This window comes from Kutzneria sp. NPDC051319, from assembly GCF_040682195.1.
Taxonomy (GTDB): Bacteria; Actinomycetota; Actinomycetes; order Mycobacteriales; family Pseudonocardiaceae; genus Kutzneria.
The window spans coordinates 1-19,588 of record NZ_JBFBAM010000064.1 but is presented as its reverse complement, the minus strand read 5'-3'; the positions used below and the strand labels follow the sequence as shown (position 1 = coordinate 19,588).

Sequence of the window (19,588 nt, the reverse complement as noted above, 5' to 3'; positions counted from 1 at the left end):
CTGCCGTTCGGCGGTCCCGGAATGCGAGGTTCACCCAGGGTGAGAACCTGCCGACGTCCAGCTGGCCCGTGGCGATCATCCGCAGCGGGGTCGGCGTGGAGTGGGTGTCGACCAGGCCGGTGGTGATGGGAGCGGCATCGCGGCGCGGGATCATGTACCTGATTGGGACGCCGCAGCGTGCGAGTTGAGCTGGGCAAGGGACAGCGGATGGCGTGGCGGGCGCTCGACCACGATCTGCCGGGTGCACGCGAGGTGGCTGTCGACGTGCAGCAGTTCGCCAGGGCGTAGGGCCTGCCAGCCTGGGTCCTCGTCCATCCGCTCGCTGGCCACCACCACGGCGGGATGACTGGACAGGTCGCCGGAGCGGGCGCGGATCCGCCCTGCGGCGCTGGCGTGTTCGAGGTGTCGGCGGCCGTGCGGGCCGCCGGCCGGGCGCTGGAGCACGAACAGGTCATGCGTGTCGGGGTAGCGCAGGGCCCACAGCTCGGTCGAGGTGGTCAGGATGAGGTTGATGGCGTACACGGGCAGCGTGTCGGCCACCCACCGGGCCGCGGTGGTGATCGCGGCGCCGACGTCGCCGCCGTTGGCGTCGATGTGCTTGGTGATCAGCGCGAAGAACCGCTCCGAGTCGGTGTCGCCGGCCACCAGGCGGCGGTGGTCGCCGAGTTCGGCCTCCAGGGCCGGGAGATCGTCGATAACGCCGTTGTGAGCGAACAGCCGCCCCTGCTGCTCGAACGGGTGGGTGTTGCGTGGGTCCACGCCTCCGGTGGAGGCGTAGCGGATGTGCGCGAGGAAGGTCGTCGACTCACGTTGCCGTGCCGCCTGGGCGAACTGCTCGTCCTGATATGCGGCCAGCGGCTGCTTGTCCACCTCCGGGGCGCCGTCCTCGGTGAAAATGCCGAGTCCGGTTCCGTCGGGCTCGCGCCGGCTCTGCTGGGCCAGGCTGTCCGGGGCTTCCAGTAGCCAGAACGTGGCCCGCACGCGTCGCGGGGCGGCCGACAAACCGAACAATCGACACATCGCGAGTTTCCCTCCGGCGCTGGGGATCTTCGTGCCCGACCAGGATCCTGTGACGTGTCGGCACCGTGAACGCATCTCCCTGCTGGGTGATGGTTGCCCGCGTGCCCCGGGCGACAAACGTCTGCGTCTCAGCGCGTGCGACGGCGCGGTGTCCCACGACTCGGCTGGTGGCGCAGGAGGTCGCCCGGTTGGCATTCGAGGACCTCGCAGAGCCGCGACAAGGTGGAGAAGCGGATGGCCTTCGCGCGGCCGTTCTTGAGCACAGACAGGTTCACCACGGTGATGCCGACCTCGTTGGCGAGCTGGCTCAACGTCATCCCGCGCGCCGCCAGCAGTTCGTCCAGGTGCACGGAGATGGACATCAGACGGTGCCTTCGAGGTCCTCGCGCATACCGACGCCGATACGCAGGATGTGAGCGAACGTCAGCGCGGCGACGCCGGCGACCACGGACCAGTCCGGGAAGTTCGACAGCCAACGGTCGATCCAGTTCGACGTGGCCGCGTCCGGCGCCAGGCTGCCGAGCAGGCTCGTGCGGGCCAGGGCCTCCAGCGCGCTGCTGACCGGACCGCCGATCAAGGTGAACCAGCCGAACGCAGCCAGGCGGCCGGGCACCGCACCAGCGTAGGGGCCGTCCTGTGCCGCGGTCCGCAGGAAGCGCAGCAGCAGCCACAGCGCGCCGAGGCTGAACAGCAGGCTCGGAAGCTGATCTCCGGCATCGGCCAGCCGTTGAATCAGGCTCGGGTGATCCGTGCAAGCCAACCGGGCGCCAGTGTCCACACAGGTCGGTCCGGCGGTGGTGGTGGGCAGCCAGCCGAACTCGCCCGCGGCCGCGATGACGGCGACCAGCGCGGTCAGCCCGGCCAGCCAGGTCAGGATCCGGATAACGGCGGCCAGGACCGGCAACAGACCCCGCTTCGTCGGCATCGACGACTCCTCACGTCACATCGACTGTCGATAGTATCGAATAACGATAGCATCGAGTTTCGATATGGACACCTCCGCCCCATGACCCCTCCCTGGCCACTCAGCTCGTCGCCGCGTAGGCGTCGGCCTGGATGCCGTACAGGTCGGCGTACCGGCCGCCGAGGGCGATGAGCTCGTCGTGCGGCCCCGCCTCGACGAGCCTGCCCTTGTCGAGGACGAGGATCAGGTCCGCGCCGGTCACCGTCGAGAAGCGATGCGAGACGATGACGCTGACCGCACCGGTCCGCGCGCCGAGTTCACGGGCGCGGGCCATGTGGCGCTGGAAGATCTCCTGCTCACTCGGCGCGTCCAGGGACGCGGTCGGCTCGTCGAGGATGAACAGCAGCGGCTCGGGACGCATCGAGGCCCGCGCCAGCGCGGTTTTCTGCCACTGGCCCTCGGACAGCTCCAAGCCGCCCACGTCGCGTCCCAGCAGAGTGTCGTGACCGTCCGGGAGGCGGCGCAGGACGCGGTCCGCGTCGGCCTCCCGCACCGCCGCCGCGACGCGTTCGCGGTCGTCCAGGTGCGGCAGGTCGCCGAGGCCGACGTTCTGCCCGAAGGTCGTGGCGAAGCGGCCGAAGTCCTGGAAGGCGGCGCTGATGCGGGCGCGCCAGGCCCTGGTCTCCAGGTCGGCGAGATCGACCCCGTCGACGGTGACCCGACCGCCGTCGGGCCGGTAGAACTTGGCCAGCACCTTCACCAGCGTCGTCTTGCCCGAGCCGTACTCGCCGACGACGGCGACGACCGAGCCGGCGGGCAGGTGCACGCTGATGCCGTCGAGGGCTCGCCGGTCGGTGCCGGCATAGGTGTGACCGACGTCGTGGAAGGTGATGCCGTCGGTGAGAACCGGTGGTGCGACGAGGGTTCCCGTCCGGTGGGCCCGATCCGCGGCGAGGTGGTCGCGCATCCAGAACAGCGGCTCGACGAATCGAGACACCTGGGCGACGCTCGCGGTCCTCGTGACGGCGCCGTGCAGGGTGTTGCGGAGGGTGGCCGCGACGGTCACCGCCATGACGAGGTCGCCGACGGTGCCGGCGCCGTTGGCGGTCCCGTCGACCACGACCGCGAGGCCGGCGGCGAAGCCGACGGTGAACACGAGCCAGCCGCCGAACTTCCAGGCCGCGCCGACCGCCGAGGCTCGGGCACGGCCGTTCATCGTCTGCTGCCAGGCCCGCGCCTGCAGGCGGACGATCTCGGCGGCGGACCCGGCCACGCGGATCTCCTTGCCGGCGGCGGGTTTGGTGGACAGCCCGAACAAGTGCTGCTGGAGGCGGAAGGTCTCGGCCGTGGCGAGTTCGGCCTCGGCCACTGCGCGACTGCCGCGCCGGTCGCACCACAGCGGAACCGCGGCGACAGCGAGCAGGAGCAGCAGCCAGGGGCTGACCGTGCCCAGGAGCAGCAGCGTCACCCCGAGCTGCGCGAGGGCGAAGACCGCGCCGACCGAGGACCAGAACCCGGCCATGATCATCCACGGGGACCGGCGGACGATCGTGACGCGATCGAGGACGTCGCTGCGTTCCAGGTGGTCAAGGGTCTCGATCGCCGCGAGGTCGCTGAGGACGCGCGGGAGCAGGCCGAGGATCGCGGGCTGGTCGATGAGCGGGATCGGGGTCGCGACCAGGTCGGCGAGGACGACGTTGACGGCGTAGGCGAGGGCGGCGAGCGCCGCGGCCAGGGCGGCCGAGCCCGCGTCGCCACGGATCGTCGCGTCGATGGTCCATCGCAGGGCCAGTGCGGTGCCCGCGACGCCGCCGAGCACGACGATGTTGGCCGCGAAGTAGAAGACGACCATGCCGGGCATGCGCTGCCAGGCCAGGCCGAACAGTTCTCGCCAGAGCGCGGCCCAGCGCCGCATCGGGTAGCGCGTGGTCGGGATCGAGGATCCCGTGGTGTCAGCCATGAGTAGTCGCTTCCTCGGAGTCCACGTCGGCTCCGCTCACGTCGTCGTAGCCGCGCTGGAAGCGCTCGGCCTGGATCGCGAACATCGCGGCGTAGGCGCCGCCGGCCGCGACGAGCTCGTCATGGGTGCCTGACTCGGTGATGCGCCCGTTCTCGAGCAGGACGATGCGATCGGCCTGGCGCACCGTGGACAGGCGGTGCGAGATGAGCACCACGCTGGTCTCGCCGCGGCGCGCCGCGAGCCGGTCGAAGACCTCGAACTCGGTGCGGACGTCGAGGTGCGCGGTCGGCTCGTCGAGCACGAGCAGTCGCGCGCCGGTGCGGACCGCGTAGAGCGCCCGCGCCAGCACCACCTGCTGCCACTGGCCGCCGGACAGGTCGACACCGCCGGTCCGCGTCCGGGACAGCGGCGTGTCCCAGCCGTCCGGGAGACGGTCGAGGACGTCGCCGAGCCCGGCGTCCCGCGCGGCGGCTTCGAGGGCGTCACGGTCGAGCGGCACGTCGCCGCAGCCGAGCGCGACGTTCTGGGCGACGGTGAGGTGATAGCGGACGAAGTCCTGGAACACGACGGATATGCGCTGCCGCCACCGCTCGGCGCCGAGCTGCCGGATGTCGACGCCGTCGGCGGTGACCCGGCCGGCAGTCGGTTCGTAGAGGCCGGACAACAGCTTGATCAGCGTCGACTTCCCGGCGCCGTTGAGGCCGACGACCGCGAGGAGCTCGTTCGGGCGGATCTCGAGGTCGAGATGGTCGATGACCCGGCGATTCGTGCCCGGGTAGGTGAAACAGACGTCGTCGAAGCGGACGACGGTGGCGCGGCCGGTCGTCGGCCCGGCTGACGCACGGGCCTCGTCGGGCTCGTCTCGCCGCAGCGCCTCCCTCACCTCGTCGTAGGCGTCGAGCGTCTCCAGCGCGGCGCTCATGTTGCGGGCGTCCTCGCCGAGTCCGAACGCCTGGAACAGCGACCAGCCGGTCGCCAGCACCGCGGTCTCGACGGCGACGGTCGCGTCTCCGTGCGCCGTGCCGCCGGCCACTGCCGCGTACACGCCGGCCAACGGGACGGCGATCAACAGGAAGCGTCGTAGGTCCGCACGCCAGGCCTTCGCGCCGAGGCGCCACACGGGTTCCAGCAGCCCGCGCAGATGGCGCCTGATCTGCGCGACGGTCCATTCTTCGAGGCCGAACAGGCGGATGTCCTTGCCCTCGCCGGTCGAGGCCAGGGCGTCCTCCCACGCGGCGCCGTGCACACCTTGCGGGATTCCGGATCGCCAGGCCTCGACGAACCGTCCATGCATCCTGTTGCCGAGAAAACCGTTCAGGGCAGCGGGGACGAGCAGCGCGGGCACGAGCCACCACGCGTAACCGGCCAGCACGCCACACGAGGCGGCCGCGCCGACCAGCCCGATGAGCCAGTGGAGCTGCCCGACCGCCCCGTCGCCGGGCGTCCGCTCGGTCCAGTTGCTCGGATCGGCTCGCGCGATCCTGATGAGCTGCTGAACTCGCGGGCTCTCCAGCCGGTCGACGGTCGGACCGCCCGCCGCCAACTGCGCGAGATCGACGCGGTGCGCACCGTCGATCCGGGCCTTGGCCAGGAACTCCAGCGGCACGGCCACCGCCTCGGCGGCATGGCCGGCCACCATGACGACGGCGAACAGGAGCAGCGGCACGGTGGCCGCCGCGAGCAGACCCGAGGGCGCGTGGCCGCTGATCCTGGAGACGAGGAACGCGGTGGCGATCGCGGTCGCCGCCGGGATCAGGGCGTTGAGGACGGTGACGGCGCAGAGGGTCGCGATGAGCGGTGGTCGGGCGGCGCCCAGGGCGCGGAGCAGACGGATGCGGCGGGCACGGACAGGCAAGGGGAATTCCTATCGAAGCACTTCGATCGCGAGGTCAGGACGGACCGAGGCTTGCATCGAAGGAAATCGAAGAGCAACGGCTTTTTCGCGCCGAGACCGCAGGAGTCCCGTCGCACGTCCGGCCCGGCGACGTCATTCGTCCACTACTGCCGTGAGTATCGCTCGGGCCAGGCTGTCGGCCGGACCCGCCCACTGCTGGCGCAGGGTGCGGAACACAGCCGCGGCACGCACTCCCGGCCAGTCCGCCGGCAGCAGAGCCGCTGGCAGCACCGGATCGCGGCGGATCAGCAGCAACCACTCCGCGCCCAGCCGGACCCGTCGGGCCAGTTCGTCGAACTCCTCGGCGGCCGTGTCGGTCCACCGCCGGCGGAACCGGTCGTATCCGGCGGCGATCTCGGGCAGGTCCCAGGCTTCCCGGGCGATGCGGGCCGGATCGGTCCACATGAACGCCTCCGCCCGGAACACCTCGGTGTGCGCCAGGAGGTCGAGCTCGGCCAGCGCCACCGAGATGTCCTCGGCCGAGGGCGAGACCCACAGGCCACTGCGCAGCGGTCCGAAGCCGAACCAGCCCAGCCGGGTCCGCAGGGCATGCCGATCGGCGCGGCGGCTTTCCGGCAGCGAGAACGTCAGCAGGGTCCACCGGCCGTCCCAGTGCCGCTCGACGATGTCGCCGTCGAGCTTGCGCTGCCCGTCGCGCAGCACCGCGGCGCCGTGCGCAGCCAGGCCGAGAAACGCTTGCCGGCCTTGACGAATCGTCCGAAGCAGGCCACGGCGGCTCATCCGACTCAGCGTCGCCCGGGTCGCGCGTTCGCTCACGCCGAGGCGCCCGAGCACGGCGATGACACCGCCGGTCGACACGGCGATGCCGCGATCCAGGACGTAGTCCCCGAACAAGGTGAGCAGCAGTGCCTCCGGCCGCACGGCCGCGCCGCCGGAAGGAGCAACGGCCGCCACCATCGCCACTCCTCTCGCCTGCCGTTCGCCGCGGGCCGGCGATCATCACCGGGCCGGGCAATGAAAGTTACCGCGCACGATCGGCGAAGTACCAGGGAAATGCCTGCGGCACAGCGGCAACGTTCGGCACTTCGTTGACGGCCGTCAACGCCGTGCCTAACGTCCCCGGCGACGAGTCCCCGACGGAGGGCCCACGATGACTGGAACCAGAACCGCGCTCGTGACGCTCGTCAGTGCCCTGCTGATCACCCTCACCGGCGTTGCCCTCGCTCCACGGGCGGCGGCCGCGTCCCTGCTGGAGGTGACCAACTTCGGCAGCAACCCGGGCGGCATGCGCATGCACGTCTACGTGCCGAACCCGCACCCGGCCACACCGGCGGTCGTGGTCGCCATGCACGGTTGCGGCGGCTCCGGACCCGGCTTCTACGCCAGCAGCGAGTTCGCCGCGCTGGCCGACCGGTACGGCTTCGTCGTCATCTACCCGAGCGCCGAGCAGCAGGCCGGCTTCGGGAACTGCTTCGACACCTGGTCGGACGCGGCCAAGCACCGCGGCGGCGGCAGCGACCCCGTCTCCATCGTCTCGATGGTGACCTACGTCGAGCAGCACTACGGCGGCGACCCGAACCGGGTCTTCGCCACCGGATCGTCCTCCGGCGGCATGATGACCAACGAGATGCTCGCCCTCTACCCGGACGTGTTCAAGGCCGGCGCCGCGTTCATGGGCGTGCCCTTCAACTGCTTCGCCAACGCCGCCGACTTTCCGCCCGGCAGCAGCAAGTGCACCGGCGGCAGCATGAACCGGACCCCACAGCAGTGGGGCGACGCGGTCCGGCAGGCGTATCCCGGCTACACCGGTCCCCGGCCGCGAATGCAGCTGTGGCACGGCACCGCCGACCCGCTCGTGCCGTACTCACTGCTGCAGGAGGAAATCAAGCAGTGGACCAATGTGTTCGGGCTGAGCCAGACACCGACGTCCACGGACAGCCCGCAGTCCGGCTGGGACCGCCGTCGCTACGCCGACTCCGCCGGCGCCGTCCAGGTGGAGGCGTACAGCATCCAGGGCGCCGGGCACAGCCTGCCGGCGGCCGGCATGGCGGCCTACGCCGTGGCGTTCTTCGGTCTGACCGGTTCCGGCACTCCGCCACCCGGGTCCGGCACCTGTCGCGTCACGGACACGGTGAACGCCTGGAACACCGGTCTGACCGAGAACATCACCATCACGAACACCGGCGCCAGCCCGATCAACGGCTGGTCCCTGGTCTTCACGCTGCCCAACGGACAGGCCATCACATCCGGCTGGAACGCCACCTACTCGCCATCATCGGGCCAGGTGACGGCGCGTGACGCCACGCAGAACGCGATGATCGCGCCGAACACCTCGACCACCATCGGCTTCCAGGCCACCCACACCGGCGATACCGGCAAACCCGCTTCGTTCACCCTCAACGGCATGTCCTGCACCGCCGCCTGAACCGTCCCAGACGCGGGGCTGCCGGGCGCACCGCCCGGCAGCCCCCTAGCGCGCTCAGCACCGGGTGACGCCCGCGTCCGGAGGTCCGGCGCGAGTTGCGAGAGAGACGAACCGGATCGTATCCTCAGACCATGTTCAGGCTCACCGACGGACGGCTGACCTCGCCGGACGGCCGGCCGTTCCGATCCATCGGCATCTCGCACGCCGACGACACCAACCTGCGCTACCCGCACAACCGGCAGATCTGGCGCTCGCGCTACGGCGGCTCGCGGCGGCGGTGGCTGCGGGAGGGGCTCGTGCCGGACCTGCGGGCGTGGGGCTTCACCACCATCGGCTGGACCCCGGAGTACATCAGCGGCACGGGCCTGGGCACCTCGGGCGCGCCGGTCGACCTGCCGCACTCGGCGGGCATCCCGGGCGAGGCCCTCGCCGACGCCGGCATGCCGTACACGCTGGCGTTGCGGGTGGCGGAAATCGAGAGCTGGAACGGATATCCGGCCTACCGGGACCCGCGGTCGCGGGATTTCGCCGAGTACTGCGACCACCTGGCCCGCACGACCTGCCGCCCGGACGACCCGTTGCTGCTGGGGTACTTCCTGGTCGACGGCCCGGCGTGGTCGGGGCATTCGACCGGGGCCGGCTGGGACGGCCCGCTGGAGGACAGCGCCCGCGCCTACTACCGGGTGGCGACCGAGGCGATCCGCCGGCACGACCCGAACCACCTGATCCTCGGGGATCGCTACGGAACGCGTGCCGGCGCGCCGGACCCGGTGTTAGACGCCATGGCAGAGCACGTGGACGTGCTGTCCGTGCAGACCTTTCCCGGCCGGGCGGTGGATTCCGCCATGACGACCATCTCCCGCTGGCACGACCGGACCGGCCTGCCGGTGCTCGTGGCCGACACCGGCAACTGGTGCCCGACCACGATGAGTCCACATCGGACCGGCAGCGAACCCGACCAGGCGGCCCGCGCCGAGGCGTACGAGCTGCTGGCGACGACGTTCGCCGCCGAGGACTGGATACTCGGCTGGCACTGGTGCGGTTACGTGGAGAATCCCCAGCGGGGCTTCGGTTTGAAGGATCCGTGGGACGAGCCGTACGCCGAGCTCGTGGAGCGGGTCACGCAGGTGAACCGCCGTGCCTGACCAGTCCCGTCGCAATCCCCAGGTGCACCAGGCCGTTCTCGACGCCACGTGGGAACTTCTCGTGACCGGCGGCTGGGCGGCCGTCAGCGTGGATGCCATCGCCGCGAAGGCCGGCGTCGGCAAGCGCACCATCTACCGCTGGTGGCCCGGCAAGAACGCCGTCGCCCTGGAGGCCTTCCTCGCCCGAGCCCGCAGCACCCCGCCGCCCGGGTCCCCCGCCGGCCTCGCCGAGACACTCCGCGCCCATGCCCGGCACTTCGTCGACCTCTACGTCGGCACGAGGCTCGGCGCCCTGCTGTGCGAGCTCCTCGGCGCCGCCCAGAGCGACCCCGACCTCGCCGCCTCGCTGCGCGAGCACTGGTTCCTGCCCCGCCGCGAACCCCTCCGAGCGTTGATCACCACCGGCGACCCGGACCTGGTGCTGGACCTGGTCTTCGCACCCCTGCACTACCGCCTGCTCACCGGCCACGCCGAGGTGGACCACGCCTTCGCCGACAAGGTCGTGACGGCAGCGCTACTGGCACATCCAGCCGGGTAGGCGCACCCTGCACAGGTCGGAACCGGCAGCGGGATACCGTGCCCTTAAGTGATTAGATGGTGTTTGCCGCAGACGCCGCCAGCAGGCCCATGCGAGCGGTTGTCACGGATCGATGATCTCCACGACACCGTCGGCGGCCCCGGCCACGAAAACCCGGCCGGTGCCGCTGTCCACGGCGACCGTGTTGGGCTGGCGGACCGTCGGGAACCGCGCCGCGACCTTCGGCTGCGCGCCGGCCAGATCGACACCGACCACCTCGTTGGCGCCAGTCAACGTCACCCACATCCGGTCACGGACCCGGTCGAACGCCGCGCCGTACGGGGTGCCAGGCAACGCAAGCGAGCCGACCGGCTTGAGATCCTTGAAGGCCAGCAGGGCGTTGCCCCGCGTGTCCACGACAACAAAACGGCCCTCGTTGTCGGCGACGATATGAGTGGGGCCGTCACCGGCCGGCACGGAGCCGAGCTGCGTGAGCTTGTCGGCGTCGTAGGCCGTCAACGTCGCGTCCCGGACATCGACCATAGCCACGGTATTGCCGATCGTCTCGATGCCGCCAGGCTGCTCGGGCATGGTGAACGTCTGCACGACCTTGCCGCCACGCACAGCCGCCACGCTGTGGCCGTGCTCGTTGGAGACGAACACGGTGCCGTTGGCGGCGGCGGTCGCGTCGTGCGGAAAGGTGCCGACCGGCACGCTCGCGGTGACGTCGCCACCGGGCAGCGCGACCTCGATCAGCCGCCCCGCGCCCTCGTCCGGGACCAGCACCGGACCGCCCTGGGCCTTCAGCTGGAGGTGCCGCAGCTGGCCCGGCAGCGGTGTCCGGTGCACGACGTCGCCGCTGTTCGCGTCCAGCAGGACCAGCTCGTACGGATTCCTGGTGGCCACCGCCACCACGTGTGTCGTCGCATCGGCCACGATGCCCTCGGCCTGGTCGCCGACGTGCACGACGCGGCCGGCCGGTGGCCGGTCGGTCGTGGGCGCGGCGGCCGGCTCCGCGGCCGACTGCCGTTGCCCGGCGTCGAGCAGCCGGCGAGCAGCACAGTCACGGCAAGTCCAGCCACCACGCGTCGCATCCCGCCACCCTGCCCTCTCCGGCGGTGGATCAGCCGAACGGGTAAGCAATCGGTAATGGTTGGAATGGGCCGACGGGCTGTGAAACTGTCCGGTGCGCCGGCTGCGGCCGGCGTCAGCCGAGATGCCACTGCTGGTTGCCGCCACCGTTGCAGGTCCACAGCTCGACCGGCGCGCCCTCGGCGGCGGAGCCGCCGGTGACATCCAGGCACAGCCCGGACTGCGCACTGGTGACGGTGCCGTTGGAATTGACGTTCCAGTGCTGGTTGGCCTGGCCGTTGCAGGACCAGACGATCGCCTTGGTGCCGGGACTGCCGCCCTGGCCGCTGGCGTCCAGGCACAGCGTGGCGCCGGCCGTCGTGACGGTCAGCTGGTCGGTGGCGGTTCGCGTCCAGGTCTGCCGGGCCTGCCCGTCGCACGTGCCGATGGTCAGCTGCGTGCCCGGTGTGCCGGACGACGGCGCGGCAAGGCACTTGGCCGCGCCCACGGCGTGCAGCGCACCGGTGTTCCCGCCGCCGCCCGGTCCGCTGCCGCCGGGCACGTACGGGCACTTCGGGACGTACATCGACAGGGAGCTGGGATCGGGCGGCGCCGGGCACAGGAACGGCACGTACCGGGTGTCGTTGTCCAGGAAGGTTTTCAGCCAGGGGATCAGCAGTTTCGTCTCGACGTTGTTGGGACGCGTGTAGTAGACGTGGTCGGCGCCGGCGATCTGGGCGAAGGCGCTCTGGGTCGAGGCGGGCATGGTGGCGTAGAGGCCGCTGAGGTAGGACGGCGTGACGACGCTGTCGTTCTGGCCGCCGATCACCATCGTCGGCACCGTGTCCGTGGCCAGCGACAGGTTTCCGACCGGCGAGCCGGGCGCGAGGCCGACCGCGGCCTTCAGCGTGGGCTGCCGCTGCGCCGCGAGCATCGCCCCGGCGCCGCCCGCGGAATGGCCGAGCACCGACAGCCGATTCGGGTCGACCCGGTCGCGCACCGGGCTCTGCGTGGTCAGATAGTTCAACGCGGACAACAGTTCCGTGCCGCGGGCGTCGGCGCTGTCGGTGCGGGTGGTCGTCTCCACGCCGATCACCACGAACCCGAACGAGGCCAACCACGGCCCCATCCACGCTTCCTCGTTGGCGAACAGCGCGGAATAGCCGGGCACGATCGCCAGCGCACCCCAGGTGCCCAGGCTGGTGTCGGTCGGGTAGTACACCATTCCGCCGTTGAACCCGTAGCCCGCCGGCACGCTCGCCGACGCCGTCGCGAACGGTCCGGTCCTGGCCTCGATCATCGCCACCGTCGGATCGGGGCCCCGCTGGTACGGATTGCCGACCGTGACGTGCCGTGCCTGGGCGAGGGCGGGCCGCGCCGCGAGCACGCCCGCGGCCAGTGTGGTCGCCACGGCCAGGACCGCCACGACGATCGCGGTCACCCGGCTCGTCTTCCTGCTTCCTCGCACGATCGCCTCCACCGCCGCGGACATTCCCCCGAGCGTGACAAACCGCCTGCGCGACATCAACGACGCCGGCCGACCGGCGCGAGGCGCCGCCGCGGATCGCCGCTGGCCACTCGCCGGTTTCGATCCGTTCGACGCGGCCGCCATCGCCCCCGGCCACCGGCGTCGTTCCGGAAAGTTTCATCGGTGAGCCGGGATTCTTCGTGGCGACGGCGCCCGGCCGTTGACATCCGCCGGGGCCGCGCCGCGCAATGAACGCCGACGAGCAACGTTCGGAAGGGGTGATCATGGGCAGGTCGCGCGGGACCAGACTCGTGCTCGGCGCGAGGGTGCTGCCGGCGACGGCGTTCGCGGCCGTCGTCGGACTGCTGCTGTTCCAGACACCCGCCGCCGCACTCGACGTCACCGGCACGCCATCGCCGGTCACCGGCAACGCCACCTACTTCAGCGGACTCGGCGCGCCGTACGGCGGTTGCGGGGTGCCGCAGGCCAACCTGGACAGCCAGGACTTCGTGGCGCTCAACGTGTTCAACACGCCCGGCGACTACGCCACGCACCCGCGCCCGGTGCCGGCGTCGCAGTCCGGCATCCTGGGCATGTTCGACAACGGCCTCAACTGCGACCGGTACGTCCAGGTCACGATCGGCGACTACTGCACCGGCACCAACGACGGCGCGCAGAGCCAACCGTTCTGCCGCAACGGCTCCTGGGTCGGCGACCGGTACAACGGGGCCACGCTGACCATGCTGGTCGCGGACAGCTGCGCCGACTCCAACGCGTGGTGCCGCGACGATCCGCACCACCTGGACCTGCACCAGGACTCGCTGAGCCGGTTCGTGTCGAACGGCGCCCCGGTCGGCAGCGGGCTGGCCGACCACTGGAACAACCGGCACATCTCCTGGCAGTTCGTGCCGACGCCGAACTACACCGGCGACATCCAGATCGGTTTCCTGCAGGGCGCGCAGACCTGGTGGGGCGCGACCGCGATCTCCCACCTGCCCAACGGCATCCACGGCGTGCAGTACTACGCCAACGGCGCGTGGACCAACGCCGCGATGGACGGTGACATGGGGCAGGCGTACGTCCTGTCCCCCACCACCTCCGGCGGCAGCCAGTTCCAGATCCGTGTGCTGGACGCCGACGACACGCTGGTCAACAACGGCCGGGTGTACACGTTCTCGCTGCCGGCATCCTGCTCCGGGCAGTGTTCCGCACCGTACACACAGGTCAGCTACACCACCGGCGACGGCGGTGGTGGCACCACGACGACCACTCCCCCGCCCTCGTCCACCACGCCGCCGCCCGGCGGTTGCACGGCGACCGAGTCGATCACCAGCACCTGGTCCGGCGGTTTCCAGGCCGCCGTCACCGTCACCAACACCGGGACGACGCCGACCACCTCCTGGACCGTCGACGGCGCCTTCCCCGGCAGCCAGACCCTGGTCAACTCGTGGAACGCCACCGTCACCCAGTCCGGTGCGCGGCTGAGCGCCAGGAACGCCGGCTACAACGGCACGATCGCGGCCGGCGGCAGCACGAGCTGGGGCATGACCGTCAACGGCGCCGATCAGGCGCTGACCAACCTGACGTGCCGGGCGGCCTGAGCCCTGTCCGGCGCCCGAACGTTGTCCGAACGAAGCCGCTCGGGGTATATATGGAAGCGCTCCCACAGCCGTCCCCGAGCAACGGAGATCCGATGCCCGAACCAGGCTTTCCCCTGTCTCGACGCGCACTTCTCCGCACGGCGTCGATCACCGCGCTCATGGCTGCCGCCGGCACCGAGGCGGTGGCCAACGCCGCCGCGCCGAGTCGCGGTCCCGTCGCCGGCCCGCTGCCTGACCAACAGCGCTACTTCGGCCTGTTCCGGGAAGTAGCCGACCAGTCGACCGTGCCGGCCAGCGCGTTCGCCGACTACGGCGCCGTGCCCGCCAGCGTCATGTGGTTCGACAACTGGGGCCGTCGGGCCGCGTTCCCCGTGGCCACGGCCGAGGCGCTCTGGCGGCGCAACGTGCTTCCGCACTTCACCTGGGAGCCCTGGGATCCGACACTCGCGCTGACCGACCCCAAGCAGATCACGTTGGCAGCCATCACAAGTGGGCAGTGGGACGACTACGTCGCCGCGCGCGGCCGCGAGTTCGCACGGTACGGCAAACCACTGATCGTGCGCTGGGGCCACGAGTTCAACGGCAACTGGTATCCGTGGGCGGTCGCCACCAACAACCAGGATCCGCGGGCCTTCGTGCGGGCCTACCGGCGCGTGCACGACATCGTGCGTGCCCAGGGCGCGCACAACGTCCAGTGGTGCTGGGCCTACAACAACGGGGCAAGCCCCGCCGCCGACTGGAACGACGAGGCGCTCGCCTATCCCGGCGGCGCATACGTGGACTGGATCGGGATCGACGGCTACAACTGGGGTTTCGGCCCGTCCTGGGACCCGAACGTCGACCACTGGGCCAGCTTCGTCGACACCTTCGCCGCGGCCTACGCCCGGGCCCGCGCCATCGATCCCGGCAAACCGGTGATGCTGCCCGAGTTCGCCAGCAGCGAGGACGGCGGCAGCAAGCGCGACTGGGTCGCCGCGATGATCGCCGAGCTGACCGCCGGCCGGTTCCCCAACCTGCGCCTGCTCACCTGGTTCGACATCGACAAGGAGGAACGCTGGTCGCTCACCCCGGGGCTGCCCGGGCTCCGGGAGCTCCTCGGCTCCGGCGACCACCGGCGATGGGCGACCGCGGCCGGCTGTGCGGCGGCCGCGGTGCCACGCACCTTCCGGCCACTGCCCGAGTAGTCCTTCTCCCGCGTCATGCCGGAAGGCCGCCGGCGTTGTGCGCCGGCGGCCCTCCGACACGGTCCCGTGGCCAGGACCTGAGCCGCTGCGTGGGTCGGCTCAGGTGGGGGTGCAGGTCAGCGTCGGCGATGCCGCCGGCCCCGTGGCCTGGATCCCGAACGTCGTGCTGCCGCCGGCACCGATCGAGCCGTTCCACCCGGCGTCCTTGGCGACCACGGTGGCGCCGTTCTGCGTCAGGCTGGTGTTCCACGAGTTGGTGACCTGCTGGTCGCCGGGCCACGTCCAGCTGACCCGCCATCCGGTCACCGCCGTGCGACGGTCGTTGGTGACGGTCACCGTCGCCACGTGTCCGGTGTTCCAGTCGCCGTTGACGTGCAGGCTCGCCGAGCACCCGGCCGCCGGCAGGACCAACAGCGTGATGGAGTTCGCCGGGTACGTCGCGTCGACGTGACCATTGCTCACCTGGAGATCGCCGCCGCGCACGATGGCGCCCAGATTGCCCGGACTGTAGGTGAACCGCTGCGCCGTGCCGGCGTTGTCGAACCCGGCCACCGACAACGGCGAGGTCAGGTCGCCGCCGGTCTTGTTGACGACCATGACGGTCACCGCCTTGTCGGCCGAGCGCTGCGCCGCGTACACCGCCAGTTGCCCCTGGTCGGCCGAGCTCGACGACACGCTGACGTCGCCGAACCGGCTGCCCGCGCCGTCGTAGTCGCGGTACATCCGGAACGCGTAGGCCGCCGGATCGGTCGGCTTGGGCTCGCCCCACAACGTGGCCAGGTCCAGGCCCTCACGGCCGAAGATGCCCAGGACGTCGGCCTCGGCCAGCGCGCCGTTGATGTCGTCCAGCGCGCCCCAGTTGTACTCGGTGATGGCGGTCTTGGTGCCCGGGTTGTACTGGGCGACCCAGGACTTCATGGTGCGGATGAACTGCAGCGGCGGCGCGTTGACCCCGCTGGGCCCGATCCAGGACTCGTCGACGTAGGTCGGGTCCCACAGCGACCGGGTGGAGCGCAGCCGCAACGCGTCGGACGCGGGGTCCTTGTCGCCGCTGATCTGCGGGTAGTAGTGCTGGTCGAAGTAGTCCAGGTAGCGCCGGCCGTGGGCGTCGCTGTAGTCCTTCATGTTCTTGAGGTACCACTGGGAAAGGTTGAGCCCGCCGTGCGCGGCCGAGTCGGCGCCCGGACCGCAGCCGTCCACCCCGGACGCGACCCACTCGCAGTATCCCCAGCCGGACGGGCCGAGCACCGCGGCGCTCGGGTCGGCGGCCTTGATCGCCGCGGCGGCCGCGGTGCCCTTGTTGCCCAGTTCGTCGTCCGAGACCGCCTCGGGATGCACGTCGCGATGCGTGCTGGACCACAGCACCGGCTCGTTGTCGAGCTCGTAGATCGGCACGCCGCCCTGCGCCGCCGTGCCGAACTGGCTCACCAGGTGCGACACCATCTCGCCGTCGAACGACGCGTCCTGCGGGATCGAGGTGTCGGTGGGCACGCCGGTGAGCTTCTGTTGGTTGAGCTGGCCGTTGCCGCAGTTCGGGTCCCACTGGTCGAAACCGTCCTGCTGCGGGAACCGGGTCGCCGGAAAGCCGCAGGCGAACGGGTGTGACGCCGGCGAGTCCTTGGCCACCCAGCCGATCAGGGGCACCGTGACGACCGGCTTGATGCCCCGGTCGAGGTTGGACTTGACCACGCCCTCGACGGAGTGTTGGTCGTCGGCGACGATGTTCTCGAAGTACCAGTCGCTGCCGGTGTTGTAGGTGTGGTTCTTGAAGTTGTAGCGGGTGGCCGCGTTGCCGCCCCAGCGCGCCACCGACTGGCCGATCTCGGCGCTGAACGCCGGATCGCCGCCGTTGAGGCCGTAGATGTCGGGGCTGATCGCGTGCCGGGCGACGGAGACGTCCATCGACAGCGCGGGCCCGGTGGCCGCCGCGGCGTTCGTTGCCGCCGGGGCCGTGAACATCATTGCCAGGACAGCAGTCGCCAGGCCGACGGCCGTCACCGGTTGTCGCCTCCGCCATCGCCGAGTACCCACCACGACGCCTCCACCCGGTCCTGTGCGCGGACATTGTTGACTTGGCGACAGGATGCTTGAGCGCATGCGACATCCGTCAAGTCGCCGACGACCACCGTCCCCATCGAAAAACCGTTGCCGCGTCGGCGTGTCAGTGTCTTTCGCCGCAGCCGTCGCCGTAGAGGGGCAGGCCAACCGCACCACGCGCCGCCTTCCCGCCGGGCACGGCGGTGAGGTCGTTTCGCCGTGGTGGCCGATTCGGCTGCCGGCCGGTCGGACGTGCCGACTCTGAAACTTTCACGGGGGAAGCCGTTAGCCGGCAACGATCGCGCGGCGCCGTCGTCGTGGTGCGGCTCGACCGGTTGACGAACCGTCCACGGTTGGGCACGCTCCGTGTGGAAGCGCTTCCATACCTGCTCGCCACCACAAGGGAGTGTTGATGTTGTCAAGGCTGTGGAGGACGACGGTCGTGCTCGGGGCGGCCGCCCTGCTTGCCGGTGCGACCACCCTGACGACCACGTCAGCCGCCGGTGCCGACACCCAGCTCTGCGACAAGTACGGATCCGTCCGGGTGTCGGGCGGCCGCTACATCGTGCAGAACAACGAGTGGGGCGACGACACCACGCAGTGCCTTTCCGTCCGTGACGACGGGTTCACGGTCACCACGGCCAACCACAACAAGCCGACCAACGGCGCACCCGCGTCCTACCCGTCCGTCTACGCCGGCTGTCACTACGGCAACTGCACCAGCGGCAGCGGGCTTCCCCGCCAGGTGGCCAACTTCCACTCGGTGCGCTCCTCCGTCGCCTACACCGTCGCGGGCGGACAGTGGGATGCGGCGTACGACATCTGGTTCGACCCGAACTCGAACCCGTCGGGGCAGAACACCGGCGCCGAGCTGATGATCTGGGGCAACCACCAGGGCGCTCCGCAGCCGGTCGGCTCCAAGATCGCCACCGTGTCGATCGGCGGCGCGAACTGGGACGTCTGGTTCGGCAACACCGGCTGGAACGTCATCAGCTACGTCCGCACCTCGCCCACGACCTCGCTGAACGTCGACATCGGCGCGTTCACCTCGGACTCGGTGGGGCGAGGCAAGATCAGCCGGTCCTGGTACCTCACCAGCATCCAGTTCGGCTTCGAGCCCTGGCAGGGCGGCGCCGGCCTCGGTGTGCAGTCCTTCAGCACCTCGGTTAGCTGACCCACCACGGGTCCGGGTCGGCTCGCCGTCCACGACGGCCATCCGGACCATCGGATCCACCAACGTCATCTCGTGACCACCGAGGGGACAAACAATGCGAACAGGGCTCAGATTGCTGGCCGCGGCGCTGGTGGCCCTGGCCACCAGCGCGTTGCTCGGTTTCGGCACCGCCGCCGCCGAATCCAACGGCGGGGTCCGGATCATGCCGCTGGGCGACTCCATCACCGACGGCGTCCAGACCCCCGGCGGCTACCGGATCGGACTCTGGCAGCGGTTCGTGGCCGCCGGCTACCGGGAGGACTTCGTCGGGTCGCTGTCCAACGGCCCGGCCTCCCTCGGCGACCACGACCACGAGGGCCACTCGGGGTGGCGCATCGACCAGATCGACGCGAACATCGTCACCTGGCTGCGCAACACCACCCCGCACAGCGTGCTGCTGCACATCGGCACCAACGACATCCTCCAGAACGACGACGTGGCCAACGCACCCAACCGCTTGTCCGGGCTGATCGACCACATCACCGCGACGGCACCGACGGCCGAGGTGTTCGTCGCGACGATCATCCCGCTCGCCAACTCCGGGCAGGAGCAGGCCGTCCAGAGGTACAACGCCGCGATCCCGGGCATCGTGCAGAGCAAGGCGGCCGCGGGCAAGCACGTGCACCTGGTGGACATGCACTCGGCGTTGACCGCCGCGGACCTCGTCGACGGCATCCACCCCACCGCCGCCGGCTACGACAAGATGGCCACGGTCTGGTTCACCGCGCTGCGCTCGGTGCCCGGCAGCATCGGCGATCCCGTCGTGCCATCGGGCCGGGAGCTCGTCGGCGCCCAGTCGGGCCGGTGCGTGGACGTGCAGGACACCAATGGCGCACAGGCGCAGTTGGCCGACTGCGCCAACCGGGCGAGTCAACTGTGGACGGTCACGTCCAGCGGGCAGCTGTCGGTCTACGGGAGCAAGTGCCTTGACGCCTACGGCCAGGGCACCGCCAACGGCACCCAGGTCGTCGTGTGGGACTGCAACGGGCAGCCCAACCAGCAATGGCGGGTCAACTCCAGCGGCACCATCAGCGGCGTCCAGTCCGGACTCTGCCTCGACGCGTCGGGACAGGGCACCGCGAACGGCACGAAGATCATCCTGTGGTCGTGCAACGGCCAGGCCAACCAGCGGTGGACGCAACCATCGGCGTTCTGACCGGCCTCGGCCGCCGGCATCACGGGCTCGTG

16 protein-coding genes are annotated in these 19,588 nt (G+C 70.6%); 7 read left to right on the top strand and 9 right to left on the bottom strand.

All coding sequences use genetic code 11. The features are described from left to right. Positions 1 to 150: 150 nt before the first annotated feature. The 6 genes from AB0M73_RS38665 to AB0M73_RS38640 all read right to left on the bottom strand — a co-directional run bounded on the left by AB0M73_RS38665 (position 151) and on the right by AB0M73_RS38640 (position 6,696). Positions 151 to 1,020, bottom strand: coding sequence for a class II glutamine amidotransferase (locus tag AB0M73_RS38665; protein ID WP_363902116.1), 870 nt, complete (start codon positions 1,018 to 1,020; stop codon positions 151 to 153). Between the two features lie 128 nt (positions 1,021 to 1,148). Continuing rightward, a complete protein-coding gene (locus AB0M73_RS38660) occupies positions 1,149 to 1,382 on the bottom strand; it encodes a helix-turn-helix transcriptional regulator (protein ID WP_363902113.1) in 234 nt (77 codons plus the stop codon). Further along, positions 1,382 to 1,945 carry a hypothetical protein gene (locus tag AB0M73_RS38655; RefSeq protein WP_363902110.1) on the bottom strand — a complete coding sequence of 188 codons (564 nt, stop codon included), beginning with the start codon at positions 1,943 to 1,945 and terminating at the stop codon, positions 1,382 to 1,384. Before AB0M73_RS38655 ends, AB0M73_RS38660 begins: the two co-directional genes overlap by 1 nt. Before the next feature lie 100 nt (positions 1,946 to 2,045). Then, entirely contained in the window at positions 2,046 to 3,884 is a 1,839-nt protein-coding gene (locus AB0M73_RS38650) for an ABC transporter ATP-binding protein (protein WP_363902107.1), read from the bottom strand. Further along, entirely contained in the window at positions 3,877 to 5,739 is a 1,863-nt protein-coding gene (locus tag AB0M73_RS38645; protein WP_363902104.1) for an ABC transporter ATP-binding protein, read from the bottom strand. The genes AB0M73_RS38650 and AB0M73_RS38645 overlap by 8 nt, the downstream gene beginning before the upstream one ends. 132 nt (positions 5,740 to 5,871) lie before the next feature. After that, positions 5,872 to 6,696, bottom strand: coding sequence for a PaaX family transcriptional regulator C-terminal domain-containing protein (locus AB0M73_RS38640; RefSeq protein ID WP_363902101.1), 825 nt, complete (start codon positions 6,694 to 6,696; stop codon positions 5,872 to 5,874). 193 nt (positions 6,697 to 6,889) lie between these two features. Here AB0M73_RS38640 and AB0M73_RS38635 point away from each other — a divergent pair, with 193 nt between their 5' ends. The 3 genes from AB0M73_RS38635 (at position 6,890) to AB0M73_RS38625 (ending at position 9,847) form a co-directional block, all read left to right on the top strand. Beyond that, complete coding sequence (locus AB0M73_RS38635) at positions 6,890 to 8,164, top strand: PHB depolymerase family esterase (protein ID WP_363902098.1); 1,275 nt, start codon at positions 6,890 to 6,892, stop codon at positions 8,162 to 8,164. A 131-nt stretch (positions 8,165 to 8,295) separates the two neighbouring features. Next, entirely contained in the window at positions 8,296 to 9,309 is a 1,014-nt protein-coding gene (locus tag AB0M73_RS38630) for an agarase (RefSeq protein ID WP_363902095.1), read from the top strand. After that, on the top strand, positions 9,302 to 9,847 hold the full coding sequence (locus AB0M73_RS38625) for a TetR/AcrR family transcriptional regulator (protein ID WP_363902092.1): 546 nt from the start codon (positions 9,302 to 9,304) through the stop codon (positions 9,845 to 9,847). Before AB0M73_RS38630 ends, AB0M73_RS38625 begins: the two co-directional genes overlap by 8 nt. A gap of 102 nt (positions 9,848 to 9,949) precedes the next feature. Here the strand turns inward: AB0M73_RS38625 and AB0M73_RS38620 are convergent, their stop codons facing one another. Continuing rightward, the gene (locus tag AB0M73_RS38620; protein ID WP_363902089.1) at positions 9,950 to 10,969 is read right to left on the bottom strand and encodes a YncE family protein; all 1,020 of its coding nucleotides are present in this window, start codon (positions 10,967 to 10,969) and stop codon (positions 9,950 to 9,952) included. 64 nt (positions 10,970 to 11,033) lie between these two features. Then, entirely contained in the window at positions 11,034 to 12,365 is a 1,332-nt protein-coding gene (locus tag AB0M73_RS38615; protein ID WP_363902086.1) for an RICIN domain-containing protein, read from the bottom strand. A 284-nt stretch (positions 12,366 to 12,649) separates the two neighbouring features. Here AB0M73_RS38615 and AB0M73_RS38610 point away from each other — a divergent pair, with 284 nt between their 5' ends. Next, complete coding sequence (locus tag AB0M73_RS38610) at positions 12,650 to 13,966, top strand: cellulose binding domain-containing protein (RefSeq protein WP_363902083.1); 1,317 nt, start codon at positions 12,650 to 12,652, stop codon at positions 13,964 to 13,966. 92 nt (positions 13,967 to 14,058) lie between these two features. Next, on the top strand, positions 14,059 to 15,150 hold the full coding sequence (locus AB0M73_RS38605; RefSeq protein ID WP_363902080.1) for a glycosyl hydrolase: 1,092 nt from the start codon (positions 14,059 to 14,061) through the stop codon (positions 15,148 to 15,150). A 99-nt stretch (positions 15,151 to 15,249) separates the two neighbouring features. On the opposite strand, the gene AB0M73_RS38600 is transcribed toward AB0M73_RS38605, so the two are convergent. After that, positions 15,250 to 17,112, bottom strand: a complete 1,863-nt coding sequence (locus tag AB0M73_RS38600) for a glycoside hydrolase family 44 protein (protein WP_363902077.1) — start codon at positions 17,110 to 17,112, stop codon at positions 15,250 to 15,252. A 487-nt stretch (positions 17,113 to 17,599) separates the two neighbouring features. On the opposite strand from AB0M73_RS38600, the gene AB0M73_RS38595 reads away from it, so the two are divergent. Together AB0M73_RS38595 and AB0M73_RS38590 are read left to right on the top strand one after the other, a co-directional pair. After that, a complete protein-coding gene (locus AB0M73_RS38595; protein WP_363902074.1) occupies positions 17,600 to 18,361 on the top strand; it encodes a glycoside hydrolase in 762 nt (253 codons plus the stop codon). A 94-nt stretch (positions 18,362 to 18,455) separates the two neighbouring features. Next, positions 18,456 to 19,556 (top strand): RICIN domain-containing protein, encoded by a 1,101-nt coding sequence (locus tag AB0M73_RS38590; protein ID WP_363902071.1) that lies wholly within the window; start codon positions 18,456 to 18,458, stop codon positions 19,554 to 19,556. Positions 19,557 to 19,588 lie beyond the last annotated feature (32 nt).